This window comes from Pseudoalteromonas sp. AWM4_233 (assembly GCF_056158285.1).
In genome coordinates, this window is the sequence record NZ_JBSWSZ010000140.1 from 4,998 (window position 1) to 5,597 (window position 600).

The window sequence follows — 600 nt, forward strand, 5'->3', positions numbered from 1 at the left end:
TATAAAACATTGTGAAGGTTAACGACGGTTAGATTCACCTCTTACACAGCACCTATACACTCGAACTTTGTTAACTGATGATTTCTCCTCTTTAAAAAATGATGAATACAGTGCGAGCGAACGGTTTGCAGAACTCAACTATGGAGCACAAACATTATACTTACCTTTGTATTTACCTACGGATAAGCAAATACAAGGTTATACCTATCAAGAGCCAGGTAAATGGCAAATAGACAACAACTTTGAACAACCTGAAATATGTATGACCACAGTCTCTGAAATGTGGGCAAGCATTGCACATTTTTGGCCTTACTTTCAGCAAATTGACGTTGACTGGGCACAAAGTTTAACGCCCCTTTTAACTGCCTGCACTGACGATGATGTACTAAGAAAGCAAAACAGCCTCTTTGCTGAGTTTTCAAAGTTAAACGATAATCATATTTCAATTGTCTTCCCAACACCTGAAGAATATAGATTCAAAAGTTACATCCCGTTTACCTACGAACTAGTAGAAGAAAAAGCCATTGTTACCCAGTTAGATTCAGCTCACCCAAACGGTAAGGTGCTGTGTAAGAGGTGAATCTAACTGTCGTTAACCTT

The 600-nt window shown here is 38.5% G+C and carries 1 protein-coding gene; it reads left to right on the forward strand.

The window, feature by feature from the left end; genetic code table 11:
- Positions 1 to 67: 67 nt before the first annotated feature.
- A complete protein-coding gene (locus ACXAC4_RS27445) occupies positions 68 to 580 on the forward strand; it encodes a hypothetical protein (protein ID WP_475168370.1) in 513 nt (170 codons plus the stop codon).
- The last annotated feature ends 20 nt before the right edge of the window (positions 581 to 600 follow it).